General features: G+C 65.2%; 22 protein-coding genes. 15 read left to right on the top strand and 7 right to left on the bottom strand.

Annotated features, from left to right (window positions below; translation table 11 throughout):
- Positions 1-320: 320 nt before the first annotated feature.
- On the top strand, positions 321-737 hold the full coding sequence (locus ACV229_RS32455) for a plastocyanin/azurin family copper-binding protein (RefSeq protein ID WP_448087176.1): 417 nt from the start codon (positions 321-323) through the stop codon (positions 735-737).
- Between the two features lie 318 nt (positions 738-1,055).
- Positions 1,056-2,324 (top strand): MFS transporter, encoded by a 1,269-nt coding sequence (locus ACV229_RS32450; RefSeq protein WP_448087208.1) that lies wholly within the window; start codon positions 1,056-1,058, stop codon positions 2,322-2,324.
- 210 nt (positions 2,325-2,534) lie between these two features.
- On the opposite strand, the gene ACV229_RS32445 is transcribed toward ACV229_RS32450, so the two are convergent.
- Entirely contained in the window at positions 2,535-3,587 is a 1,053-nt protein-coding gene (locus tag ACV229_RS32445) for an RNA-guided endonuclease InsQ/TnpB family protein (RefSeq protein ID WP_448087175.1), read from the bottom strand.
- 113 nt (positions 3,588-3,700) lie between these two features.
- Here ACV229_RS32445 and ACV229_RS32440 point away from each other — a divergent pair, with 113 nt between their 5' ends.
- Entirely contained in the window at positions 3,701-4,777 is a 1,077-nt protein-coding gene (locus ACV229_RS32440) for a TIGR03118 family protein (protein WP_448087174.1), read from the top strand.
- A 244-nt stretch (positions 4,778-5,021) separates the two neighbouring features.
- On the opposite strand, the gene ACV229_RS32435 is transcribed toward ACV229_RS32440, so the two are convergent.
- Positions 5,022-5,201, bottom strand: a complete 180-nt coding sequence (locus tag ACV229_RS32435) for a hypothetical protein (RefSeq protein ID WP_448087173.1) — start codon at positions 5,199-5,201, stop codon at positions 5,022-5,024.
- 155 nt (positions 5,202-5,356) lie between these two features.
- On the opposite strand from ACV229_RS32435, the gene ACV229_RS32430 reads away from it, so the two are divergent.
- The 9 genes from ACV229_RS32430 (at position 5,357) to ACV229_RS32390 (ending at position 14,936) form a co-directional block, all read left to right on the top strand.
- The gene (locus tag ACV229_RS32430) at positions 5,357-6,031 is read left to right on the top strand and encodes a c-type cytochrome (protein ID WP_448087172.1); all 675 of its coding nucleotides are present in this window, start codon (positions 5,357-5,359) and stop codon (positions 6,029-6,031) included.
- A 355-nt stretch (positions 6,032-6,386) separates the two neighbouring features.
- Entirely contained in the window at positions 6,387-7,091 is a 705-nt protein-coding gene (locus tag ACV229_RS32425) for a FadR/GntR family transcriptional regulator (protein ID WP_448087171.1), read from the top strand.
- A 63-nt stretch (positions 7,092-7,154) separates the two neighbouring features.
- Positions 7,155-8,045, top strand: a complete 891-nt coding sequence (gene ltnD, locus ACV229_RS32420; protein ID WP_448087170.1) for an L-threonate dehydrogenase — start codon at positions 7,155-7,157, stop codon at positions 8,043-8,045.
- A 19-nt stretch (positions 8,046-8,064) separates the two neighbouring features.
- Positions 8,065-9,354, top strand: coding sequence for a 3-oxo-tetronate kinase (gene otnK / locus ACV229_RS32415; RefSeq protein ID WP_448087169.1), 1,290 nt, complete (start codon positions 8,065-8,067; stop codon positions 9,352-9,354).
- Positions 9,351-9,989 carry a 3-oxo-tetronate 4-phosphate decarboxylase gene (otnC, locus tag ACV229_RS32410; protein WP_448087168.1) on the top strand — a complete coding sequence of 213 codons (639 nt, stop codon included), beginning with the start codon at positions 9,351-9,353 and terminating at the stop codon, positions 9,987-9,989. Before otnK ends, otnC begins: the two co-directional genes overlap by 4 nt.
- Positions 9,990-10,085: 96 nt before the next feature.
- The gene (locus tag ACV229_RS32405; RefSeq protein ID WP_448087167.1) at positions 10,086-11,411 is read left to right on the top strand and encodes an MFS transporter; all 1,326 of its coding nucleotides are present in this window, start codon (positions 10,086-10,088) and stop codon (positions 11,409-11,411) included.
- A gap of 97 nt (positions 11,412-11,508) precedes the next feature.
- Positions 11,509-12,285 carry a 2-oxo-tetronate isomerase gene (gene otnI / locus ACV229_RS32400; protein ID WP_448087166.1) on the top strand — a complete coding sequence of 259 codons (777 nt, stop codon included), beginning with the start codon at positions 11,509-11,511 and terminating at the stop codon, positions 12,283-12,285.
- A 28-nt stretch (positions 12,286-12,313) separates the two neighbouring features.
- Positions 12,314-13,285: a D-erythronate dehydrogenase gene (denD, locus tag ACV229_RS32395; RefSeq protein WP_448087165.1), complete on the top strand. Its 972-nt coding sequence runs from the start codon at positions 12,314-12,316 to the stop codon at positions 13,283-13,285.
- A 409-nt stretch (positions 13,286-13,694) separates the two neighbouring features.
- Positions 13,695-14,936 carry a serine hydrolase domain-containing protein gene (locus ACV229_RS32390; protein ID WP_448087164.1) on the top strand — a complete coding sequence of 414 codons (1,242 nt, stop codon included), beginning with the start codon at positions 13,695-13,697 and terminating at the stop codon, positions 14,934-14,936.
- Between the two features lie 186 nt (positions 14,937-15,122).
- On the opposite strand, the gene ACV229_RS32385 is transcribed toward ACV229_RS32390, so the two are convergent.
- From ACV229_RS32385 to ACV229_RS32370, 4 genes are all read right to left on the bottom strand, one after another.
- Entirely contained in the window at positions 15,123-15,593 is a 471-nt protein-coding gene (locus tag ACV229_RS32385) for a VOC family protein (protein WP_448087163.1), read from the bottom strand.
- Between the two features lie 773 nt (positions 15,594-16,366).
- Complete coding sequence (locus ACV229_RS32380) at positions 16,367-17,389, bottom strand: 2Fe-2S iron-sulfur cluster binding domain-containing protein (protein WP_448087162.1); 1,023 nt, start codon at positions 17,387-17,389, stop codon at positions 16,367-16,369.
- Positions 17,390-17,424: 35 nt separating this feature from the next.
- The gene (hcp, locus tag ACV229_RS32375) at positions 17,425-19,092 is read right to left on the bottom strand and encodes a hydroxylamine reductase (RefSeq protein ID WP_448087161.1); all 1,668 of its coding nucleotides are present in this window, start codon (positions 19,090-19,092) and stop codon (positions 17,425-17,427) included.
- Between the two features lie 306 nt (positions 19,093-19,398).
- Positions 19,399-19,608, bottom strand: coding sequence for a DUF3079 domain-containing protein (locus ACV229_RS32370; protein WP_448087160.1), 210 nt, complete (start codon positions 19,606-19,608; stop codon positions 19,399-19,401).
- 264 nt (positions 19,609-19,872) lie between these two features.
- On the opposite strand from ACV229_RS32370, the gene ACV229_RS32365 reads away from it, so the two are divergent.
- Entirely contained in the window at positions 19,873-20,562 is a 690-nt protein-coding gene (locus ACV229_RS32365; RefSeq protein WP_448087159.1) for an aspartyl/asparaginyl beta-hydroxylase domain-containing protein, read from the top strand.
- A 140-nt stretch (positions 20,563-20,702) separates the two neighbouring features.
- On the opposite strand, the gene ACV229_RS32360 is transcribed toward ACV229_RS32365, so the two are convergent.
- Positions 20,703-21,659 (bottom strand): LysR substrate-binding domain-containing protein, encoded by a 957-nt coding sequence (locus ACV229_RS32360; protein WP_448087158.1) that lies wholly within the window; start codon positions 21,657-21,659, stop codon positions 20,703-20,705.
- Positions 21,660-21,739: 80 nt separating this feature from the next.
- Here ACV229_RS32360 and ACV229_RS32355 point away from each other — a divergent pair, with 80 nt between their 5' ends.
- The gene (locus ACV229_RS32355; RefSeq protein ID WP_448087157.1) at positions 21,740-22,138 is read left to right on the top strand and encodes a nuclear transport factor 2 family protein; all 399 of its coding nucleotides are present in this window, start codon (positions 21,740-21,742) and stop codon (positions 22,136-22,138) included.
- Positions 22,139-22,495: 357 nt separating this feature from the next.
- Positions 22,496-22,765, top strand: coding sequence for a MoaD/ThiS family protein (locus ACV229_RS32350; protein WP_448087156.1), 270 nt, complete (start codon positions 22,496-22,498; stop codon positions 22,763-22,765).
- Positions 22,766-22,809 lie beyond the last annotated feature (44 nt).

Genomic DNA, 22,809 nt, shown 5'->3' with positions numbered 1-22,809 from the left:
ACAACGCCCATGACGCCCTTCGAGCGTGGCCTCGAAGGGCGTTTTGTCGTGACGCATATGCGTCGTTGCGGCCCGAACGTCTCGTCGCGGAAAGCAACTGCGGCCTCGCCGCGCCTCGTTCCGAATCACGCGTGCGTCGTATCGAAGTCGTCCCCACCCCAGGAATAAGCCGCTGGCAGTGCCCGTTTACTGCACGTACCTCGCGCTGCAGAAAGAGCACATGCCGTTGTCCGGGCAGGTGCGTTTGCGTGCTCGACGAACCGGCACACGGCAATCTCTCGACGCTCGACGGCGCGACGTCTTGATCAAAGGGGGCTGCCATGCGTGTCGCTTACAGATTCGCCATCGTCGTCAACGTGATCGCACTCGGCATCACATCGCATGCCGGTTGGGCGCAGCAAACCGTCAAGGCGACGTTGCTGCCGAACTCGATCGATCTCGCAACACATGACGTGAAGGCCGGGCGCGTCACGCTCGACGTCACGAATGCCGCTGGAAACAACATGGAGCACGAACTCGTCGTGCTGAAAACGGATCTCGCCGATGACGCGCTGCCTGTCAGCAAGGGCCAGGTCCTCGAGCACAAGCTGAAGAAGATCGGCGAAGTCGAGGATATCGCGCCGGGCAAAAGCAGGCGCACGTCGTTCAAGCTCACGCCGGGGCATTACGTGCTGATCTGCAACAAGCCGGGACACTATGAAGCCGGCATGCACACGGCGCTTGTCGTGACGCCGTGAACGGCGTGGCGGATCCGAAAAACGGCGAGTCAGGCGCCCACATTGGCGCCGCGTGCGCGAGCGCCTGCCTCCCGGTCGCACGCCGGTTCGGCATGGCCCGATTGCCCGAGCCTGCTTGATCCGGCATGATCCGTTGTGAACCGGCATCCGGGTCGATATCGGTGCACGCGTGACGTTCGAGGCATTGCAACGCATCCGGAAGTTGGTGATGACCACCTCGGCGCCGGTCGGGCTGGCCGCTTGTCCGTTTCTCCATCGTCGGTACGCCACCCGAAGGAACCGTGACGAGCCACGTTCGACGTACGCGATACCAGCGTGATGCACATGCATGAAGGCCGCGTTACAGCTTCATTCATGATCCGCCTGTCACGCCGACTCCTTCCGGCCGGCGCGGAACATGCCGCATGGATCATTCTCGCGAGCCGCGGCATGCGCGGCTTCTGCGACGGGTTCATCGCAGTGCTGCTTCCCGCATACCTGCTCGCACTCGGCTTCGCGCAAGTCCACGTGGGGTTGATCAGCACCGCGACATTGATGGGGTCGGCGATCGCAACGATCGCGGTGGGCATCGTGGCCGGCCGCTTGCCACGCCGCCGGATGCTGATCTTCGCCGCCGTCCTGATGGCCGCCACCGGCATCGGCTTCGCGAGCCTGTCGACATGGTGGCCGCTCGTCGTCGTCGCGTTCGTCGGCACGCTCAACCCGAGTTCCGGCGACGTCAGCCTCTTTCTGCCGCTCGAACAGGCACGTCTCGCCGAAGCCGCCAGCGGCGACGCGCGGACTGCGCTGTTTGCACGCTACAGCCTCGTCGGCGCCGTGTCGGCTGCATTGGGCTCGCTGGCGGCCGGGCTGCCGCTTTGGCTTGCCTCTCATGCCGGGTTCTCGTTTCTTGCCGCGATGCGGGCGATGTTCGTCGTCTATGCCGCGACCGGCGCCACGGTTTGCGTGCTGTACGGCCGATTGCCGCGCACCGGATCGCGCACGACGAAGGCCGCCCCTCCGCTCGGGCCGTCACGGCACATCGTCACGCGACTGGCGCTATTGTTCAGCGTCGATGCGTTCGCAGGCGGTCTCGTGGTCAATTCCCTGCTGTCGCTATGGCTGATCCAGCGCTTCGGCATGCCGCTCGGCACGGCGGGCAAGTTCTTCTTCTGCACCGGCCTGCTCGCCGCGGGCTCCCAGCTCGTGGCCGCGCCGCTGTCGCGCAAGATCGGCTTGCTGAACACGATGGTGTTCACGCACATTCCGTCGAGCCTCTGTCTGATCGGCGCGGCCTTTGCGCCGTCGTTGCCGGCAACGCTGACGCTGCTGCTCATGCGCAGCGCGCTCTCGCAGATGGACGTGCCGACGCGCACCGCGTATGTGATGTCCGTCGTCACGCCGGCGGAACGTCCGGCCGCGGCGAGCTTCACGTCCGTGCCGCGCAGCCTCGCGGCTGCGGTCGCACCGACGCTTGCCGGCGGGCTGTTCGGCCTCGGCTGGCTCGCGGTGCCGCTGATCGCATGCGGCGTGCTGAAGATCGCTTACGATCTTTCGTTGCTCGCCGCATTCCGCCACATCAAGCCGAACGACGGCGCCCAGCCGTAGCTGGATCGGACGAATTCATCGACATCGTCTCGATTCACGAAACGGGTGAAGGGCACCCGGACCGAATGGACATGTCGTGGCGGTCGACCCGGCAACACGCTACGGCAAGCCAGGCGTGCAAACATGGAATAAACGCGATGGCTCGTTCGTTTAGCTGGCGTTGCTCGCGCGCTCGCGGAGCAGGAGCAGAATCTTGACGTCCTCGCCCGCCTAAAGGCGGGCGATTCCCACTACTGGCGATGCACGTCCGCATCGGAGAATGTTCAACGCAGCGTTGGTATCACGATCATGCAAGGCACCACAGCCACTGCAGGCCCACGCTCTTGTTCGCAGTCCCGCGATACCTTTCGGCCGCGTCGTGCTGTCTTTGGACCCGCACGCCGAACAGGACTGGGTCGAACCGCTTTCGTCCACTTCCTCGAACGTGGCTCCGTGCGCCATCGCCTTGTAACGGAGCTTGTCCCGGAAGGACGACCAGGATGCGTCGTAGACGCTTTTCGCCATTCTGGTTCTGGCGAGTCTGGCGGCCGACACGTTGCCGACCGCGATGTAGTCGAAGCGCCGCACCAGATCGAGCGCGAGCTTGTGCTGGAAGTCGGCGCGGGCATTGGCCACCTTGGCGTGCAGCTTCGCGATATGCCGCTTGTGCTTGCGCGCCCGCTGCGCTTTCGCGAGCTTCTCGGCCGCGCGTCGGCCGAACCGGTCATTCGGCAGCTTCTCGCCGGTCGAAAGTGTTGCGAAGTCTTTCAGGCCGAGATCGATGCCGACACCGGAACGGATCGGGCGCGCCTGAACATCGGGCAATTCAATCACGATGTTGAGAAACCAGTTGCCGCGCGCATCCTGCGCAAAATTGGTGCCGTCCTTGATCTTGCCGTCGGGAAGCGGCCGGCTGCTGAACACGCGGAATGTGTTGCCGGCGAAGCGAAACGCGTCGCCCTCGCGTTTCAGGTCGCGGCCCTTCAGCGGCACCCAGCCCAGCGATTTCCGGCCGCGATAGCGCAGGTACGGGCGGCGGTGCTGGCTGCGCGACTTCGCATATTGCTCGCACGTTGCGTTGACCGTGCCGGCGTGGATGCCGAGTTCCTTGCTGCTGCCGGTCGTCAGCACGTTCAGGTCGAAACCCGTCGGCCACTTCTTGCTCCACTTGAGCGCGTGCTTCTGCGTGTCATTGCAGAAGTTCCACACGTAGTTCACCGCACGGCTCTGCTGGTTCAGCAAGCCGTTTAGCGACTTCACCCGGTAGCGATAGACAAGGATCATGCCGGTCATTCTAACGATGGAATGCCGTCTGTCGACGGCGCTCCTTTCCTCCCCGCCATGCGCCCCGAAGGAAGTCCACTTGGGGGAAATGGCGGGGTTTCTCGGAGCAACTGATGAAACAGTTCCCTACGGCGCTCGGCGCTGCGCTGGGCGTCCTGGTGTTTGCCGTCCTCGTGGCATGCGGCGACGGTTCATCGCACATGAGCGGGTTCAAGGTCACCGCGCTCGTCTCCGACGGCAGACTTCCGGCCGCTCACACCGATGCCAATCTGGTGAACCCGTGGGGCATCGCCTTCAATCCCAAGGGCTTCGCATGGGTCGCGGATAACGGCACGCAACGCGCGACGCTCTATGACGGCAATGGCATGCCGCAATCGCTCGTGGTCACGATTCCGGCCGGATCGAGCGGCGCCGCGAACCCGACCGGCATCGTATTCAACGGCACGACCGATTTCGTCGTGACCCAGAACGCCAAGTCTGGGCCCGCCGCGTTCATCTTCGCGGGAGAGGGCGGCACGATCGCCGCGTGGTCGCCTGCAGTCAACCCGACATCGGCGGTCACCGTGTTCGATAGCGGCGGCAGCGCAGTCTACAAGGGGCTGGCGATGGCCAGCCTCGGCGGCACGAATTTCCTTTACGCCGCGGACTTTCACAACAACAAGGTCGACGTGTTCGACCGCACCTTCACGAAAGTGACGCTGCCCGGCGCATTTCAAGACCCGTCGCTGCCGGCAGGCTTCGCGCCTTTCGGCATCCAGGCCATCGGCGCGAAGCTGTTCGTCACATACGCAAAGCAGGATGCAGCCGCACATGATGACGTGCCGGGCGCGGGCCTGGGTTTGATCGACGTATTCAGCCCGTCAGGCCAATTCATGCAGCGCTTCGCGACCGGCGGGCCACTGAATGCACCGTGGGGCATCGCGCTCTCCCCTGCGAACTTCAGCCCGTTCGGCAATGTGCTTCTCGTCGGGAACTTCGGCGACGGCACGATCCATGCGTTCGATCCGACCACCGGCATATTGATCGGCACCCTGCAGCATGCCGACGGCACGGCAATCATCGAACCGGGGTTGTGGGGGATCGCGTTCGGCAACGGCTTGAACAACCAACCTGCGAATACCTTGTTCTTTGCCGCGGGACCCAATAACGAAGCCGACGGGCTGTACGGCCGTATCGACGTCGCGCCATAGTCATCACCGCGTGCAACGAAATGACGCGCGGTTCACATGATTGACTTGCCCCGGCGGCTCCCCGCCGGGGCAGGCACACCGCTGCCATACCGCAGCCATCACTGTCACCGCTGCGTCATCTCGCACGTCCTGTGTGTCCCCCGGAATAACGCGCCATGCGCATTCGTTTTATGTTGGTGTGCAGATGGGCATCAGCTTGAAGCGGCGCAAGTTCGCACGAGTATCCCCAACGTGCCAAGCCATGTCATCCCGTGCCGGTCGGCGCAAGCGTTGCCGCCTTTGTCTCGCTGATTGCATCGGGATGGATGCTGCAGACCCACGGCTCGATCTCCAGTACACGCATTTCAACCAATAACTTGGTCCCCGGTCCGATTACGCTGGCCACAGGCGCAACGCAAGCGATAACGACACGTTCTTTCTGCATGTCTGATCGGCATATTGGTGATCGCCACCTTCTTCGATCCGCCGCACAAGCTTAGGACTTCTTTTCGAATGTGAATCGCCATGCAGGACCCGCCAGGAGGCGTACCTCGCATTCTGCCGGTTGAGGTCTGCGCGGGCAACCCGGAGGCGCTTGAAATGAAATCAATGTTGCAACCTGTATTTCTTGCGACGCTGCTGACAGGGGCCGGTTGCCACGATCTCGAACGGACGCGATCGATCGACGATCCGGCTGTTGCCGGAAGAACGATTGCGTTGCAGGTGTGCTCGAGCTGCCACGGCGCGAACGGCATGTCGGTGTCGCCCATGTTTCCCAAGCTGGCCGGCCAGCCGCGGGAGTATCTGATCGCCCAGCTGACGGACTTCAAGACGCATCGCCGCGCCGACCCGAATGCGCAAAAGTTCATGTGGGGCTTCACGCATCTGAGCGACGCGCAAATCGAGCAGATTGCCACTTACTTCTCCAGCCGGCCTCCTCCGCCTGGCAGACCCGACGATCCGCTACCCGTCGACACCGGCCGAATGATTTTTGCATTCGGCCTCCGGGACAAGGGGGTGACTGCTTGCAGCACCTGTCATGGCGCACACGGCGAGGGCGCGGGTGAAATCCCTCGACTGGCGGGACAACACGCGGACTACATCACGAAACAGCTCCGGGTGTTTCGACGCAGCGGGGAAAGGCCCCGTGGCGAATCCATGAAGGCGGTATCCGACAACCTGTCGGAAGACGAGATGCGCGCGGTAGCGGCATACCTGGAAGCACTTCCGTCAAACGGTCCTGACATGAGCGGTCGCATTGCACCGCACGACTAGTACAGCGCTTCGTCACGCGCCCTTCGCCAAACATTCGGGAGCGTAGCGTGCGACCGTCGCCAATGCCTTGCGACCACTTCAATGGATCCTCACCCGCCCGGACCGGCCAGCTGGTTTGCCAACGGGAAAGGAAGCGCGTTGCGTCAATCGTGTCTCGTCGCTGCATTCGGTCGGCAAGCATGAATGACGAGCGACAGTCCGTCACCGGCCGCACGATAGCGTGAAGTTGCACGAAACTGGAACCGGTTCCAATCAACTTGACCGACGTTGCACGCCGTTGATCAAGGGTTATCCCTGATGCCGTCTCTCGTTCAAATTTGTATGATGACCACATCACCCTACAAAGTTGACCGACATGTTCGAGAAAGTTCCCGCCCGCGCAATGAGCGATCACGTTGCGCAGCAATTGCTCAAGCAGATCGAAGTCGGCAGTTTCGCGGCGTCCGGCAAGCTGCCGACCGAGGCCGTGCTCGCGCAGGAATTCGGCGTGAGCCGCACCGTGATCCGCGAGGCGATTTCGCGCCTGAAGAACGAGGGCGTCGTCGAGCCGCGCCAGGGCAGCGGCGTGTACGTGAACCAGCACGGCGCGATCCGCCCGCTGCGCATCGATTACGCGGAAGCCGTCGAGGCGACGTCGCTGCCGCACCTGCTCGCGGTGCGCCGCGCGATCGAGGCCGAAGTCGCCGCCGAAGCCGCGCTGCACCACACCGACGAGGACATGGCCGACATCGACGACGCGCTGCGCAAGATCGATGAAGCGGTCGCCGTTGGCCGCGACGGCGTCGCGGAAGACGTCGCGTTCCACCGCACGATCGCGGCCGTCACCGGCAACCCGTATTTCCTGAAGACGCTGCAGTTCCTGAACCAGTACCTCGAAGCGGGCGTGAAGGTCACGCGCCGCAACGAGGCGACGCGCGAGGATTTCTCGCGGCAGGTTCGCGAAGAGCACGCGGCGATCGCCGACGCGATCCGCGCGCGCGACCCGATGGCCGCGCGCAACGCCGCACGCACGCACATGTACAACGCTGCCCGCCGGCTCGCGGAAGCCGGTATCTGCTGAACCAGGCGGCTGAATCCGGCGGCAAAGCGCGCCGCCACTCTCACGAATCGATCAAGGTTGACCATGTCACGAAATGTTGGAGTCATCGGCCTCGGCGCGATGGGCCTGGGCGTCGCCCGCTCGCTGCTGCGCGCGGGGTTTCGCGTGCACGCATGCGACGTGCGTGAGCAGGTGCTGAATGCATTCGCGGCCGAAGGCGGCGTCGCATGCGCGACGCCCGCCGAACTCGGCGCGCAGTGCGACGTCGTCGTCACGCTCGTCGTCAATGCTGAGCAGACCGAAGCAGTGCTGTTCGGCGAGCACGGCGCGCTCGCACGGATGAAGCCGGGCGGCGTCGTGATCGCGAGCGCGACCGTCGCGCCCGGATTCGCGGTCGAACTCGGCCGGCGGATCGAGGCGGCCGGCCTGCAGATGCTCGACGCGCCGGTGTCCGGCGGCGCCGCGCGCGCGGCGTCCGGCGAGATGACGATGATGACGTCCGGCCCGGCCGCGGCGTATGAAGCCTGCGAGGACGTGCTCGCCGCGATCGCCGGCAAGGTGTACCGCCTCGGCGACGCGCACGGCGTCGGCTCGAAGGTGAAGATCATCAACCAGCTTCTGGCCGGCGTGCACATCGCGGCGGCGGCCGAGGCGATGGCGCTGGGCCTGCGCGAGGGCGTCGATCCCGATGCGCTGTACGACGTGATCACGCACAGCGCCGGCAACTCGTGGATGTTCGAGAACCGCGTGCCGCACATCCTGAACGGCGATTACACGCCGCTGTCCGCGGTCGACATCTTCGTGAAGGATCTGGGCCTCGTGCTCGACACCGCGCGCCGCAGCAAATTCCCGCTGCCGCTGTCCGCAACCGCGCACCAGATGTTCATGAGCGCATCGAGCGCCGGCCACGGCGGCGAGGATGACTCCGCCGTGATCAAGACCTTCCCCGGCATCACGCTGCCGCCGTCCCGTTGATTCGAGCGAGACCCTCGACATGACCGCCTCCGCTTCCCGTCCCCTGCTCGGCTGCATCGCCGACGATTTCACCGGCGCGACCGATCTCGCGAACATGCTCGTCAAGAGCGGCATGCGCACCGTGCAGACGATCGGCGTGCCCGCCGGCGATGCGGCGCTCGACGCCGACGCGATCGTCGTCGCGCTGAAGTCGCGCACGATTCCCGCCGCCGACGCCGTCGCGCAATCGCTCGCCGCATACGAATGGCTGCGCGCGCAGGGCTGCCGCCAGTTCTTCTTCAAGTACTGCTCGACGTTCGACTCGACCGACGCGGGCAACATCGGCCCGGTCGCCGACGCGCTGCTCGACGCGGCGGGCGGCGGCTTCACGATCGCGTGCCCGGCGTTTCCGGAGAACGGCCGCACGATCTGTCGCGGCCACCTGTTCGTCGGCGACGTGCTGCTCAACGAGTCGGGAATGGAACACCACCCGCTCACGCCGATGAAGGACGCGAACCTCGTGCGCGTGCTGCAGCGCCAGACGCGCTCGTCGGTCGGCCTGATCCGCTACGACGCGATCGCCCTCGGCGCCGCCGCGGTGCGCGCGACGATCGCGCAGCTGCGCGCGGAAGGCGCGCGCTTCGCGATCGCCGATGCGCTGTCCGATCGCGATCTCTTCGTGCTCGGCGAAGCGTGTGCGGACCTGCCGCTCGTCACCGGCGGCTCGGACATCGCGCTCGGCCTGCCCGCGAACTTCCGCCGCGCGGGCGCGCTGCCCGAGCGCGACAACGCGGCGTCGCTGCCGCGCATCGACGGCTTCTCGACCGTGCTCGCCGGCAGCGCGTCGAAGGCAACCAACGCACAGGTCGCTGCGTGGCGCGCGAATCGCCCGAGCTTCCGCATTGACCCGCTCGCGGCGTCGCGCGGCGAGCCGGTCGTCGAGCAGGCGCTCGCGTTCGCGCGTTCGCATCTGCCGGAGCCGGTGCTGATCTACGCAACGGCGGCGCCCGACGAAGTGAAGGCCGTGCAGCAGACGCTCGGCGTCGAAGCGGCCGGCCATCTCGTCGAAAGCACGCTCGCCGCGATCGCGAAGGGGCTGCGCGAGCTCGGCGTGCGCAAGTTCGTCGTCGCGGGCGGCGAAACGTCCGGCGCGGTCGTGCAGGCGCTCGACGTGAAGTCGCTGCAGATCGGCGCACAGATCGATCCCGGCGTGCCCGCAACCGCCACGATCGGCGCCGAACCGCTCGGCCTCGCGCTGAAGTCGGGCAATTTCGGCGCGGTCGATTTCTTCGACAAGGCGCTGCGCGCACTGGACGGAGCGAGCCGATGAGCGTCGAAGCGAAACTGCGCGAGGAAATCTGCGTCGTCGGTGCGAGCCTGTACGCGCGCGGCCATGCGGTCGGCAGCGCGGGCAACATCAGCGCGCGCGTCGACGACGGCTGGCTGATCACGCCGACCGACGCATGCCTCGGCCGGCTCGATCCGAACGACATCGCGAAGGTCGGCCTGGACGGCCAGGCCGTGTCGGGCGGCAGGCCGTCGAAGACGCTGACGCTGCATCGCGGCATCTATGCGCGCAACGCCGAAGCGAACGGCATCGTCCACACGCATTCGACGCATCTCGTCGCGCTGACGCTCGCGGGCGTATGGCGCGACTCGGACGTGCTTCCGCCGATCACGCCTTACTACGTGATGAAGGTCGGCCACATTCCGCTGGTCCGCTATCGCCGCCCCGGCGATCCCGACGTCGCGGCCGAGGTCGCGGCGCTCGCCGACCGCGTGCGCGGCGTGCTGCTCGACCGTCTCGGCCCGGTGATGTGGGGTGCGTCGGTGTCGCAGGCGTCGTACGCGCTCGAGGAGCTCGAGGAAACGGCGCGGCTGTGGCTGATGACCGATCCGAAACCCGAGCCGCTGTCCGACGCGGCGCTCGACGAATTGCGCAGCACGTTCGGCGCACGCTGGTAATCCCCTGCCCGCCGTGTGCGCGGGCCCTTCCTCAGCACACAACGACCGGTGACGTACGCGCCGCCGGCACCCACCATCACTGGAATGGAGACAACGATGACTGCTCTCGACGCGGCCGCCGGCCGTTCGTCCGCCTCGGCCGCCGGTTCGGCCGAGCTCGACCTCACCTACAAGAAAGTGTTCTGGCGCATCGTGCCGTTCCTGATGCTGTGCTACGTGGTCGCATATCTCGACCGCGTGAACGTCGGCTTCGCGAAGCTGCAGATGTCGCAGGATCTCGCGTTCAGCGAAACCGTGTTCGGGCTCGGCGCGGGCATCTTCTTCCTCGGCTACTTCCTGTTCGAGCTGCCGAGCAACCTGCTGATGCACCGTCTCGGCGCGCGCATCTGGATCGCGCGGATCATGATCACGTGGGGCATCCTGTCGGGCCTGTTCGCGTTCGTGCATACGCCCATGCAGTTCTACGTGCTGCGCTTCCTGCTCGGTCTCGCGGAAGCGGGTTTCTACCCGGGCGTGATCCTGTACCTGACGTACTGGTTCCCGTCGCACCGCCGCGCGAAGATCATCGCGGTGTTCATGTCGGCGATTCCGGTGTCGGGGATCTTCGGCAACCCGCTGTCGGGCTGGATCATGGAGCGCTTCCACGGTGGCTCGGGCTTCCACGGCTGGCAATGGATGTTCATGATCGAGGCCGTGCCCGCGCTGCTGATCGGCATCGCGACGATCCTCTATCTCGACAACAACATCCGCAGCGCGAAGTGGCTGAGCGACCGCGAGAAGCAGCTGCTCGAGGACGAGATCGCCGCGCAGCCGCAGGAGCAGCAGAAGCATGGCCACTCGCTGAAGGCCGTGTTCGCGGACCCGCGCATGTGGTGGATGTCGCTGATCTATTTCGCGTTCGTCACCGGCCAGTACGGGCTGACGTTCTGGATGCCGACGCTCGTCAAGTCGACCGGCATCACCGACACGCTGCAGATCGGCCTGCTGTCCGCGATCCCGTTCCTCGTCGCGATTGTCGTGATGAACCTGTTCGGCCACAGCGCGGACAAGCGCCGCGAACGCCGCTGGCACCTGATCGTGCCGGCGCTGATGGGCTCGGTCGGCTTCGCGGTCGCCGCGATGTACTCGCACAATACCGCCGTGTCGATCGTGTTCCTGTCGATCGCCGCGGGCGGCGTGCTGACCTGCGCGCCCCTCTTCTGGTCGCTGCCGACCGCGTTCCTCGCGGGCAGCGCGGCCGCAGCCGGGATCGCGATCATCAACTCGATCGGCAACCTCGCCGGCTTCGCGAGCCCGTACATGATCGGCTATCTGAAGGACCTCACGCACAGCACGTCGGCCGGCATGTACGTGCTGTCCGCGATGCTCGTGATCGGCGCGATCGCCGTCTGGCTCACGCCGGCCAGGCTGGTCAACCGCTGATCGAACCGCTGATCGCACCGTCATTCGACGCCGGGGCGCCGCGCGCAGCCTATGCTGTGTGCAGGCCCCCACTCTTTCACTGACAGGATTTGCAGCCATGCCACGCTTCGCCGCCAACCTTTCGATGATGTACAACGAGTACGCGTTTCTCGAGCGCTTCGCCGCCGCCGCGTACGATGGCTTCAAGGCCGTCGAGTACCTGTTCCCGTACGACTTCGACGCGCAGGACATCCGCGAACGCCTCGACCAGCACGGCCTCACGCAGGCGCTGTTCAACGCGCCGCCCGGCGACTGGGCCGCGGGCGAGCGCGGGATCGCGTCGTTGCCGGGCCGCGAGGACGAGTTCAAGCGCGGGATCGACACCGCGCTCGACTACGCGCGCGTGATCGGCAACAAGAAACTGCACGTGATGGCCGGCCTGCTCGCGCCGGGCCAGGACCGCGCGCGCCATCGCGCGACCTATGTCGCGAACCTCGCGCACGCCGCGCAGGCAGCCGCCGCGCACGGGATCACGGTCCTCGTCGAGCCGATCAACCAGCGCGACATGCCCGGCTATTTCATCAGCCGGCAGGACGATGCGCACGCGATCTGCGCGGAAGTCGGCGCGCCGAACCTGAAGGTGCAGTTCGACTGCTACCACTGCCAGATCGTCGAAGGCGATCTGGCGATGAAGCTCAAGCGCGATTTCGCGGGCATCGGCCACATCCAGGTCGCCGGCGTGCCGGAGCGCCACGAGCCGAACCTCGGCGAGCTCAACTACCCGTACCTGTTCGACCTGATCGACGCGCTCGGCTACGACGGCTGGATCGGCTGCGAATACCGCCCGAAGGCCGGCACGTCAGACGGCCTCGGCTGGTTGAAGCCGTACCTGTAATTCACGCATTTCCACGAGGGCAACGCACATGAAAGTACTGATCACCGGCGGGGCCGGGTTTCTCGGCCAGCGTCTCGCGCGCAAGCTGCTCGAACGCGGCGAGCTGACCGGCGCGGACGGCCGGCTTCAGCCGATCACCGAACTCGTGCTGCTCGACGTCGTCAAGGGCGGCGATTTCGGCGACCCGCGCGTGACGTCGATCGTCGGCGACATCGCCGAGCGCGCCGTGCTCGAAAGCGCGATCGACGCGCAGACGGGCGCGATCTTCCATCTCGCGGCGATCGTCAGCGGCCAGGCCGAGGCCGATTTCGATCTCGGGATGCGGATCAACCTCGACGCGTCGCGTGCGCTGCTCGAAGTGTGCCGTGCGCGCGGGCATCGTCCGCGCGTCGTGTTCACGAGCTCGGTCGCGGTGTACGGCGGCGCGCTGCCGGACGTCGTGCAGGACGACACCGCGTTGAACCCGCAGTCGTCGTACGGCGCGGAGAAGGCGATCGCCGAGCTGCTGCTGTGCGATTACGCGCGGCGCGGTTTCGTCGACGGCCGCGTGCTGCGGCTGCCGACGATCAGCGTGCGGCCGGGCCGGCCGAACGCGGCGGCATCGTCGTTCGCGAGCGGCATCATCCGCGAGCCGCTGAACGGCGAGGAAAGCGTGTGTCCGGTGCCCGGCTCGACGCGCCTGTGGCTGCTGTCGCCGCGCGGCGCGATCGACGCGCTTGTCGCAGGTTGCGAGCTCGACGGAGCACCACTCGGCAACAAGCGCGTGATCAACCTGCCGGGGATCTCGGTGAGCGTCGACGAGATGATCGCCGCGCTACGTGAGGTCGCGGGCGATGAGGCGGTGAAGCGGATCCGCCACGAACCGGACGAGCGCGTCGAGAAGATCGTCGGCAGCTGGCCCGGGCGCTGGGATACGTCGCGCGCGGAAGCCCTCGGGTTGAAAGGCGATACGTCGTTCGTCAACGTGATCCGCGCGTATCTCGAGGACGAGCGGCGCTGATACGGCGATCGTGCCAAGCGAAAAACCCTCGCATGCCGAACGGTTGCGAGGGTTTTTTTAATCGATCTGGCACTGGTCGCTGAAATGCGACTTCGCCGCCCTGAAATCCGGCGGACCTTGTCTCGCCCGGAATCATCTGACGTATTGCCGGCTATCGCTTCGTTCGCCATCGCCTTTTTCTGCATCGGATGCACGCATATGTGCGGTCCGGGTTCTATAGTTGTCAGCGGGAGCCCAAAACGAGCAAAGTCGCTGCCCTGCCATTACAGGCGTGGCCGCGCGATCTGCTTCTGAAGCACGGTTTGCCCCTGGCGCGTCGGCGAATCGCCATGCTTATCGAGCATCCGCGACTGACCCGTCGATTCGCATCCGAGAAGGCATTGCGGCGTGATGAAGAAGGAAAAAGGCGATGGCTATCTCCCGCTCGTTCTTGCAAACGACGTCTGTGTTCACGACTGTCGTTCATGCGCTCGCCCTGATCATCGGATTCACGCTTTCCGGCTGCTCCGGCGAAACCTCAACCGGCGAGCCGGCGTATGCCACAGCAGCCCGCCCGCAGATCGATCAACTGCTCGCGGATACATTGACGTCCGGCGCCGTCGTGTTCGTGCAATCGCCGAGCGGCAACTGGCTGGCATCGTTCGGCACCGCCGTGCGAGGCACCAACACGCCGATTCCGACGAACGCTCACTTTCGCGTCGGCAGCGTGACGAAGACATGGACAGGCACCGTCATTCTGCAGCTCGTTGAAGAGGGCAAGCTGAGCCTGAGCGACCCTGTCAGCAAATACGTCGCCAACGTGCCCAACGGCAACGCGATCACGATCGAGCAATTGCTGTCGATGCGAAGCGGCCTCTACAACTACACGACCGACCTCACCTTCAATCAAACGCTCGATTCAGAACCGAACAAGGTGTGGACCACCAGCGAAATGCTGAACATCGCATTCAGCAACGCGGTGAATTTTGCGCCGGGCGCGGGTTTCAGCTACTCGAATACGAACACGGTGCTGCTCGGGCTGATCATCGAGCAAGTCACGGGAATGAGCGCAGCGGACGCCATGAAAGCCCGCCTTTTCGAGCCGTTCGGCCTGACGGATACCTTTCTGCCGCCGCAGAACGATACTTCGCTTCCCGCTCCGTCCCCGCACGGCTACCAGTGGGGCACGAATGCCGAGACGGCCACGAGCGAGGCGCTGTCACCCGAGCGCCAGGCCGCCGCGAAGAATGGCTCGCTGCAGCCGACCGATGTCACCACCGCGAGCACGTCGTGGGCCTGGACGGCCGGCTCCGGCATTTCGACCGTGACGGAGCTGGCCGCATACGTACAGCGGATGGTCGGCGGTGGCTATCTGAACGCCGACATGCAGGCGAAGCGGCTCGCCAGCTGCACGCCGATTCAGCCGTCGGATCCGAATTCGGCGAGCTACTGCCTCGGCCTGGCCAAGTTCGGCACGTTCTATGGACACACCGGCGAGATCCCCGGCTTCAACACGTTCATGGGATACGATCCGACGACGCAAACGACCATCGTTACCTGGGCAACGAGCGCCGAATCGCCTGATGGCCGCGCGCCCGCCAATGAGATCGCCCGGATTCTGATGGGAGAGCTCAGCAAGGCTGCGGAAGTGCCGAACGAGACCCGGCCTTGACCTGAAGTCACCCTGCCGCCAAACGAGACCTCGAGCCTCGGGACCCGCGATGAACCCGACAAGCGAACGGTGGTGCAAACGATGGGTCCCGGTTGCGACTGCATTTCTCCTGGTGTCGTGCGGCGGACAGGAGAATTCGAGCGCGGCTGCCCCCGATTCGCTCCTGCGGGCGATGCAAAAGCCCGCCTACCGGATTTCGTCCTGGTCGCTCGCCGCCATCCCTTTTTCCGCCAACTCCTTTTTCGCCCTTTCGTTCTTGGTCAAATGCGTCAGGCCCATGCCGCGCAGAACGTTCGGAGCCTTGGTGAACTGAACGTTGTCATATCCGACGATCTCGATGCGATTGCCCCAGGGGTCGCGGAAATCCAGAAACGGACCGTCGATCGGCTTGACCCCAGCCGCCTCGAGGGCGGCGCGCGCCGCCTCCTTGTCATCGACAACGAGGCCGACATGCCGGCTGTCATCGGCGGACTGCCTGCGTCCCGCCTGCAACGCGATGAATTGGTCGCCAAGATCGATGAAGGCCATCGTCCTGCTCTTGCCGCGCAATTGAAAGTCGAAGATGCGGCCATAGAATGCCAGCGCTTCCTCGATATCGCCGACTTCCAGCGCCACGTGGTTGAAGCCGATGGCGCGCGGCTTTGTTGAGTCAACCATGTTCCCCCCTCCTCTTGCAATCAGCGGATCGCGTTCACAACGACACCTCGAGTATGGGCATTGAAATCGTCTCGCACCAGACCGTCCAACAGGATTTGTGTCATCCATTTTTGGACAAATATCGCGCGCGATCCGATCGATCTGGGAGATGAGCGGCGCTGGTACGGAGATCACGCTGCGCAAAAAAACCCCTCGCAGGCGGAGCAGTTGCGAGGGTGCATGGTTGGTTCATTGCGCCATTGCCGGGAACGCGACCCGGCGCATAACGAGCGCCGCAATCACGGCTTGCAAGCAGCCTGTCCTGCGAACCTTATTTGATTACCTTGCGCCAAAACACCAAGTAAGCGGCCGACGAGGATGCGATGAGCAGGATTGCCCACATCGGAGCCAGACTGATCAAAACGGAGGTGACTTTAAGCATTTGGATTCCTCACTAACGTAATAATAATTTTCAACACGCATCTGCTTCACTGGGAACCGATGACCTGGTCGAGCACTGTGTCCCACGAAAACATGTACAAATGCTACTGCTTCAAATGGCAGCCTACGTGTGGTTTCCTGTCGCACCGCCGGTGCGTCAAACGCGCACGCGCTAAAACGATGCCGGGGTCGCACCACGGCCTCGAGCACCAGGCCTTTTCACGCAAGCGTTGCGTCGTCCCTTTGCGTAACCGGCTTGCCGCACCGGACGGTGGCCGTGCGCGGCAATGTCCATGAAGCGGTAACGAACGGGGAACGCCCGCCGCACACGCGACCGTTACCGCACAAGCGCTTCATGCCGTGAAGCGCTCGCTCGCGAACTGCGCAGCGGGCAGCCCCGCCGCGACCGCAGCCGCTTGTGCGCCGCGCACGAGGCCCGGCGGTCCGCAGACGTACAGATCCGGCAGCGCACCGGCTTGCGCCAGCGCCGCGCTCAACGCGTCCACCGGGGTACCGCGAAAACCGGACCAGTCGTCGCGCGGCTGCCATACGCACAGGTCCAGCCGCAACTGCGGCAGGTCGACCTGCAATTGCTTCAACTCGTCGAGCAGGAACAGTTCGTTTTCCTGATTCACACCGAAGAACAGCCGAGCGTCGACCATCTCCTGATACTCGGCCATACGTCGCAGCATCGACAGGATCGGCGCAAGCCCCGTACCGCCGGCGATGAACCAGCGCGGCCGCAGGCTTTCCGCGAACAGGCCGAAGCCGCCCATCGGCGCACGCACGGTCAGCGGGTCGCCGAGCCGCGCGCGCTCCCGCAGATACGTCGAGAACCATCCGTCGGACCGCAGCCGGATCAGGAACTCGAGGCGCCCCTCCCAGTTGCTCGTATTCGCGAGCGAATACGGCCGGCGGATACCGCTGCCCGGCACCTCCAGCTCCGCGAACTGGCCCGGCTCGAACTCCACCGCCGTGCCGTTTTCGTCGTCGGGCTCCACATGCAATTCGACGCGCACGGTGTGCGCGGCGATCTCGTCGAGCGCCGCGATCCGCGCGACGCGCACGGGCACCGGCTGCAACAGCACCTTCGTGTAATCGTACGGCGCGACGATGTGCATGTCGCTGCGCGGCGTGGTCCGGCACAGCAGGATCGCGCCCGGCTGGCCCGCCGGCAACGCATCGGGGCTGTGTTCCTGCACGTCGTAGTCGCCGTCGGCGACGTTCGCATGACACGCGCCGCAACTGCCGCGCCGGCATTGCGACGGCAGTGTGATGCTCGCCTGTGCGGCCGCCGTGAGCAGATCCTGTCCGGCTTCGCACGCGAAGCCGAACGGCTGACCGTCACGCGTCGTGATCTCGATCCGATAGGTCATCCGAAGGATTCCTTTACGATGCGCCTCATTTGGCCTCACGCAGCCTGGCGCGACAGCGACGCGGCGAGATCGGCGCCGGCCTCCCCGATCGGCTGGATGCCGAACTGCTCCACCAGCACGTTGAGCACGCCCGGCGTGACGAACGCCGGCAACGTCGGCCCGAGCCGGATGTTGCGCAGGCCGAGCGCCAGCAGCGTCAGCAGCACCGCCGCCGCCTTCTGCTCGAACCACGAAATCACCAGCGACAGCGGCAGGTCGTTGACGCCGCAGCCGAACGCATCGGCAAGCGCCGTCGCGATGCGGATCGCCGAGTAGCTGTCGTTGCATTGGCCGATGTCGAGCAGGCGCGGAATGCCGCCGATGTCACCGAACGCATGCCGGTTGAACCGGTACTTGTTGCAGCCGAGCGTCATCACGACGGTATCCGCGGGCGCCTGCTCGGCGAATGCCGTGTAGTAGTTGCGGCCCGGCGCGGCGCCGTCGCAGCCGCCGATGAGGAAGAAGTGGCGGATCTGTCCGGCCTTCACCGCATCGATCACCTTGTCCGCGACGCCGAGCACCGCGTGCCGGCCGAAGCCGATCGTGATGGTTTCTTCCGGCGCCGTCGCCTGGAAACCGGGCAACGCCCGCGCGGCCTGGATCAGCGTCGAGAAATCGTGGTGCTCGAGGTGGCGCACGCCCGGCCAGCCCACCGGCCCCGTCGTGAAGATGCGTTGCCGATACTGCGGCAGCGGCTCGATGATGCAGTTGGACGTCATCAGGATCGGCCCCGGGAAATGCGCGAAGTCGCTCTGCTGGTCCTGCCACGCGCCGCCATAGTTGCCGGCGAGATGCGGGAACGACTTGAGCATCGGATACGCGTGGGCCGGCAGCATCTCGCCGTGCGTATAGACCTGGATGCCCGTTCCAGCCGTCTGCTCGAGCAACGCGTGCAGGTCGCCGAGATCGTGGCCGGACACCAGGATCGCCTTGCCCGCCACCGGCGTCACGCGCACGGCCGTGGGCTGCTGCGCGCCGAAGCGGCCGGTATTGGCGCCGTCGAGCAGTTCCATCACCGTCAGGTTCACCCGGCCCAGGTCGAGCGCCTTCGTCAGCAGCGCATCGAGGTCGGCCGGCTCGCGCGCGAGGAAATCGAGCGTCGCCTCCACCTCCGCATAGACGTCGTCGCGCTCGTAGCCGAGCACCTGCGCATGATGCGCATACGCGCACACGCCTTTCAGGCCGTAGAGCACCAGCGCGCGCAAGCCGATGATGTCGGGGCCCACGGTGTCGCGGCCCGCGTCGATACCGACTGTCGCCGCCTGTTCGAGCAGGCCGGCGAGATCCGCAGCCGGCTGCCACGTCGCCGGGCCCGCCGGCGTCGGCAATTCGATTCCCTTGTCGCGCGCCAGCGACTCGCACGCGCCCTTCACGCGGTCGCGGATCTGCGCGGCCTCGCGCAGCAGCGTAATGAAGCGCGCCGCATGAAAGTTGACGTTGGTCAACGTCGTGAACATCGCGTACAGGATGAACCGGTCGGCGGCGCGATCGGGCTCGCCCATGCCGCGCGCGAGCGCGGCGTACTGCGCGATGCCCTTTACCGCATGAACGAGCAGGTCCTGCAGGTCGGCCGTCGTCGCGTCCTTGCCGCAGTTACCCTTCGCCGACGCACAACCGGGCCGTGCGCCGGTCCGGTCGGTCTGTTCGCATTGATAGCAAAACACGGTTCTCTCCTTGTTCGATCGTGGGGGCGCGGGTCGGTGCGGACGGTCACGGAATGCGCGTTGCAAGCGTGTTGGCCGTCTCGCCCACCGCAAGATGCGTTGTGTATGCATCTTTTCCAATGATCCAACGCCTGCAGTTCCGTCGCCCTGACGCCGATCAAGGAATCAGATTCATGGTCGATTTGGGGCATGTGTGCGTGCAACACAGGCACCAGTTCAAAAACGCGTGTGCACGCGTGGCACGCTCGGCTCGAAACCGGCCGCCGTTGTTGTCCGCGCGAATGGCACCTGCCGCTTGCCGGATCGTTATGCTTGCTTGCCGGACTCGGTTTGCGCGTCGGAATCCTCGATGCCCCAGTCGCCGAACCGATACCAGTCGTCGCCGAGCAATTCGATCGGATGCTGGGTGCGGCTGGAGCCGTTGCCGCAACGCATCGACTGGGTCGGACAGTAGTTGTCGCATCCCCAGCAGATTCTCTCTGGATGAACGGGATGCAATGGAAATTTCTTCGCCATGATTCAACGTCGTCGGAGCCGGTACGACATTGACTCTAGTGCACGGGGAAAGACACGCGATGCGGCATACTTTCGCACCGTCGGCCACGCGGACGCGATCCTCCTCCCCCGCCCACTCCGCTCGCGCTTGCGCCGTCGACCCGACGTAGCGCACACTAATCCGTCACCTTTTCGTCAGCGGGTGTAACCTGAAGTAACCCAATCCCGCCGGGCGTTCAGGCAGACTGTCCGCACTCCGCTGCCCCGTCTGCTGCCCGATCGACCATGTCCGCCGTCTACGACTACGCTGCCGGCCTGCTCCGTACGCTCTACGACCGCCATATCGACGGCGGCGCGGTGCTCGACGCGACCGCGTTCCCGGATGCCGAGCGCTTCGTGCGCGCATGGCCGGCGATTCGCGCGGAAGCGCTCGCGATCGCCCGCGACCTCGCGCGCATCCCGCGTTTTCACGAGATCATGCGCGAGCAGTACGACATCTCGGCGAACGATGCGCGCGACTGGCGGATGTTCATCATGCAGGCCTACGGCCAGCCGTTTCCGCAGAACCTGTCGCGCTGCCCGACCGTCGCATCGCTCGTCGCCGCATCGCCGGACGTGCTGTCCGCGTCGTTCTCGTTCCTCGCGCCCGGCAAGCATATCCCGCCGCACCGCGGGCCGTTCCGAGGAATCCTGCGCGGCTATCTCGTGCTGTCGATGCCCAAGTGCGCGGACGGCTCGCCCGCCGCCGTGCTGAAGGTCGACGGGCGCGAACACCGGCTCGACGACGGCCGCTTCCTGCTGTGGGACGACACATTCGAGCACGAGGTATGGAACGACAGCGACGAGGTTCGGATCGTGCTGCTGCTCGACATCCGCCGGCGCGGGATGCCGCGCCCGCTGACGTGGCTGTCGAATGCGGTGATCGGGATCGTGCGGCTCGGGATACGGATACGGGGCGGGTCGATTCCGGTCTAGCGCGTGAGGTCGCGGGCCGATTTGTCCCTGCGCGACGGCTGCGGATGAATGGCTGCCTGCATGTCCCCGGTCCAGCACCGACCGTTGCCGGAATTTGACGCACGTCCCGATACGAAGCCCGCGCCGCACACGGCCCTTCGTCACACTCGCGGCGAGCGGTCTTCCTGCGCGAGGCGGGTCAAGATGTCCGCCAGCGCGCGGATCTTCGGTTGCGTGGCTCGCTGGGACGGATAGACGAGGAAGTAGCCGAGGCCATTGGGCACGACGTCGCCAAACGGCATCACCAGTTCACCCGCGTCGAGCCGGTCCCTCGCCATCCGCGGATCGCCGATTGCCACGCCATGCCCCTGCGCGGCTGCGGTGAGCGTCAGTTCGAGGGTATCGAAGACGAGCCCGGCACGCGGGTCGATCTGCGTCGCGCCGACAGCATCGAGCCAGCATCGCCATTCGTCGTGGCCGCGTCCGGGGTGAAGCAGCTTCACGTGCGCGAGGTCGGCAACCGACTTCAGCGACGCGGCCATTCCGCTCGCGCACATCGGCGCAAGACACTCGTCGAACAACGGCGTCGACACCATCCCGGCCCAGTTCCCGGTGCCACGCACGATGATCGCATCGACGTCGGGGTCGGTGAAATCCGGTGTGTCGTCCGCCGACGTATGGATGCGCAGCTCGGTTCGCGGCAGTGCCTGATTGATCGCCGGGAGCCGCGGAAGCAGCCAGCGAATCGCGAACGTGGACGGCAGCCGCAGCGTGAGAACCGACGCGGATCCGGCATGAACGTCCGCATGGCGGGCCAGTTGCGTGAGGACATTGACGGCCACCGTCAGCAATGCGTCGCCTTCGGCCGTCAGCGTCAGTCCCGACGCGCGACGCACGAACAGCGCGCACCGGTAATGCGCTTCCAGTTGCTGCACCTGACGGCTCACCGCGCCCTGGGTTCGGCACAAATGATCGGCGGCCTTGCTGAGGCTACCGAGTTGGGCCGCTGCGACGAAGGCCTGGAAAGCCGTCAATGGAGGCAGGGAACGCGTGAGCTCGGCCAGCGGGTATGCATGCGCCGCATGCCCGGGTTGCGAATTTTTCGATTGTTCGGTCATCGGGGCATCGCTATCGTGGTTGCGCCGGATTCGCGGTTCTTCTCGCGGACCGGCTTATCGACAATCAGCGGAGAATCAGGATGGTCTCGTCGTCGGACGCACTATACACGCGGCAGGTTGGCACCTATCTGAAGGCACTCGAGCGCGGCGATGTCGCTGCGATCTGTGCATTGTTCACGCCGGATGCGCGGATCTTTTCGCCGTTTCTCGGCTGGATGCCACCCCGGCCTTTCTTCGAGAAGGTCGATGCGGCGTCGGGGCAGAGCAGGATCACGCCGATCGACATTTGCGTCAGCACGACCGGCGCGCGTCGGGCCACCGGTTACTTCGTCTACGACTGGGGGCTGAAGGACGGTTCCGCCGTGCAATTCGAATGCGTCGACGTGTTCGAATTCGACGACAGCGGGCTCATCGAGCGGATGATCATCGTCTACGACACGCATCCGATCCGGAATGTGGTCGGCGACAAATACGCGTAGTCAAAAAAGACTGCGCGCCAGTCGGGAGATGATCGAGTGCTGCGTGGATAATGGGGACCCGACTTTCCGTGCCCGCCCACCGTCATGCCACATTTTCAGCCCGTCACGCTGAACAAAGCCCGCCTCGTTCTGCGCCCGCTTCGTCGCGAAGACGCGCAAGCGCTGTACGGGCTGCTCGCAAGTGATCGTCGAGACTGAAGCGTCGCTGACCGCCACCGGGGCTTGACGCTGCACCGTCGAGCGCCGGAACGCACGGTGACGGTTGCCGTTGTGCGCGGCAGCACGAGTTGGATCGCCTAAACTACAGAACCAACGGACACGGCCATCCCTGCTCGGCAACTCCGCAGTCTACCTGCCATGGCGCACATCTTCTTCGCTGCTTCGATTCAGCGGCATGTCGCGACGCCCGAGCGCGAAATCGACGCACGCACGCTCGGCGAAGCGTTTGACGCCGTCTTCGCGGCGCAACCTCGGCTACGCGGCTACATCCTCGACGATCAGGGCGCGCTGCGGAAGCATCTCGCGGTATTTGTCGACGGCCAGCGGGTGCGCGACCGGGAACACCTGTCCGATGCGCTCGGCGACGAAAGCCGGGTTTATGTCGTACAGGCGCTGTCTGGTGGATAAGAGGGTCATATTCGTACTTGCGCTTTGCATGGGGCCAGAGTGAG

This window comes from Burkholderia sp. MR1-5-21, assembly GCF_053427715.1.
This window is presented reverse-complemented; position numbering and strand designations above follow the sequence as displayed.

What these genes read in the sequence shown, in the direction of transcription:
- ACV229_RS32450 (WP_448087208.1), top strand. Translation starts at nt 1,056, where the DNA reads ATGCACATGCATGAAGGCCGCGTTACAGCTTCATTCATGATCCGCCTG.
- ACV229_RS32380 (WP_448087162.1), bottom strand. Translation starts at nt 17,389, where the DNA reads ATGACCTATCGGATCGAGATCACGACGCGTGACGGTCAGCCGTTCGGC.
- ACV229_RS32430 (WP_448087172.1), top strand. Translation starts at nt 5,357, where the DNA reads ATGAAATCAATGTTGCAACCTGTATTTCTTGCGACGCTGCTGACAGGG.
- ACV229_RS32390 (WP_448087164.1), top strand. Translation starts at nt 13,695, where the DNA reads ATGGCTATCTCCCGCTCGTTCTTGCAAACGACGTCTGTGTTCACGACT.
- otnK (WP_448087169.1), top strand. Translation starts at nt 8,065, where the DNA reads ATGACCGCCTCCGCTTCCCGTCCCCTGCTCGGCTGCATCGCCGACGAT.
- ACV229_RS32385 (WP_448087163.1), bottom strand. Translation starts at nt 15,593, where the DNA reads ATGGTTGACTCAACAAAGCCGCGCGCCATCGGCTTCAACCACGTGGCG.
- otnI (WP_448087166.1), top strand. Translation starts at nt 11,509, where the DNA reads ATGCCACGCTTCGCCGCCAACCTTTCGATGATGTACAACGAGTACGCG.
- ACV229_RS32445 (WP_448087175.1), bottom strand. Translation starts at nt 3,587, where the DNA reads ATGATCCTTGTCTATCGCTACCGGGTGAAGTCGCTAAACGGCTTGCTG.
- ACV229_RS32365 (WP_448087159.1), top strand. Translation starts at nt 19,873, where the DNA reads ATGTCCGCCGTCTACGACTACGCTGCCGGCCTGCTCCGTACGCTCTAC.
- ltnD (WP_448087170.1), top strand. Translation starts at nt 7,155, where the DNA reads ATGTCACGAAATGTTGGAGTCATCGGCCTCGGCGCGATGGGCCTGGGC.
- ACV229_RS32360 (WP_448087158.1), bottom strand. Translation starts at nt 21,659, where the DNA reads ATGACCGAACAATCGAAAAATTCGCAACCCGGGCATGCGGCGCATGCA.
- denD (WP_448087165.1), top strand. Translation starts at nt 12,314, where the DNA reads ATGAAAGTACTGATCACCGGCGGGGCCGGGTTTCTCGGCCAGCGTCTC.
- ACV229_RS32350 (WP_448087156.1), top strand. Translation starts at nt 22,496, where the DNA reads ATGGCGCACATCTTCTTCGCTGCTTCGATTCAGCGGCATGTCGCGACG.
- ACV229_RS32440 (WP_448087174.1), top strand. Translation starts at nt 3,701, where the DNA reads ATGAAACAGTTCCCTACGGCGCTCGGCGCTGCGCTGGGCGTCCTGGTG.
- ACV229_RS32355 (WP_448087157.1), top strand. Translation starts at nt 21,740, where the DNA reads ATGGTCTCGTCGTCGGACGCACTATACACGCGGCAGGTTGGCACCTAT.
- ACV229_RS32405 (WP_448087167.1), top strand. Translation starts at nt 10,086, where the DNA reads ATGACTGCTCTCGACGCGGCCGCCGGCCGTTCGTCCGCCTCGGCCGCC.
- ACV229_RS32455 (WP_448087176.1), top strand. Translation starts at nt 321, where the DNA reads ATGCGTGTCGCTTACAGATTCGCCATCGTCGTCAACGTGATCGCACTC.
- ACV229_RS32425 (WP_448087171.1), top strand. Translation starts at nt 6,387, where the DNA reads ATGTTCGAGAAAGTTCCCGCCCGCGCAATGAGCGATCACGTTGCGCAG.
- ACV229_RS32370 (WP_448087160.1), bottom strand. Translation starts at nt 19,608, where the DNA reads ATGGCGAAGAAATTTCCATTGCATCCCGTTCATCCAGAGAGAATCTGC.
- ACV229_RS32435 (WP_448087173.1), bottom strand. Translation starts at nt 5,201, where the DNA reads ATGCAGAAAGAACGTGTCGTTATCGCTTGCGTTGCGCCTGTGGCCAGC.
- otnC (WP_448087168.1), top strand. Translation starts at nt 9,351, where the DNA reads ATGAGCGTCGAAGCGAAACTGCGCGAGGAAATCTGCGTCGTCGGTGCG.